Consider the following 850-nt stretch of genomic DNA (forward strand, 5'->3'; position numbering starts at 1 on the left):
ACGTATGGCCAAGCTGCTTTTGAACGTAACGCTCGTCGACCTCAGCCGATGAGGCAAGACCGGCGCGCAAGGAATGACCGGAAAATTTCTCTGCACGATCGCCTTCGGACAGGTCGCCACGAACCCCGGCTGCGAGGGCGGTGCGTTTGACCAGCCGCGCCACTTCCTGGTCGTTGAGCCGCTCGGCTGCAACTGCTTTGCCGTTTCCGGTGACGCGTCGAAACAACGGCCCATGGCCGACCCTCGCCAGTTTCAGCCAGGTTTGCACCGCCACAACCGGGCATGTGGCATCGGACGAGCCACGGCCGATCTCGACCTCGCGCCAGCCGGTCTTTCCGCGCAATGCGACGAGAACGCCTTTGTCCAAAACCTCGATCCAGCCGCGGCCGTCCTGGGTTTGGTCCCTGGCAACGTCCAGGCCAACGATTTCAGAACGCCGCAGGCCGCCGGCGAAACCCAACAGGAGCATGGCGCGGTCGCGCAGGCCGCGCAACGTTCCACGGTCAAGGGTCTCGAGCATGGCAATCAGGTCTTCAGTCAGAATGGCTTCCTTTTGCCGGGGAGGGGAGGCGTGGGTGTTGCGAATGCCGGCCAGCACAGTGGCGATATGCCGGTCCTTCCTGTCCAATGGCTGGCCACGCTGAGAAAAATTCCAGGTCATCGAGGAGAGACGTCGCTCGATGGTCGAGACGGCGTTCGGCTTCTTGTCGCCCGTCACCTTACCGGACGCGCAGGCCGTGATGTAAAGGCCAACGACCTGCGGGTCGGGCGGCAACACATCGAGATGCTGGCGGCGCGCCCAGGCGCAAAAATGCTTCCAATCGGCGGCGTAGGCGCGCCGGGTGTTCGC

At 63.6% G+C, this 850-nt stretch carries 1 protein-coding gene; it reads right to left on the reverse strand.

Annotated features, from left to right (window positions below; all coding sequences use genetic code 11):
• The coding region (locus tag EN884_RS37380) for a tyrosine-type recombinase/integrase (protein WP_128361203.1) at positions 1-850 on the reverse strand (850 nt) is incomplete at both ends.

This window comes from Mesorhizobium sp. M7A.F.Ca.AU.001.01.1.1 (genome assembly GCF_004022735.1).
In the GTDB taxonomy this organism is placed as follows: Bacteria; Pseudomonadota; Alphaproteobacteria; order Rhizobiales; family Rhizobiaceae; genus Mesorhizobium; species Mesorhizobium ciceri.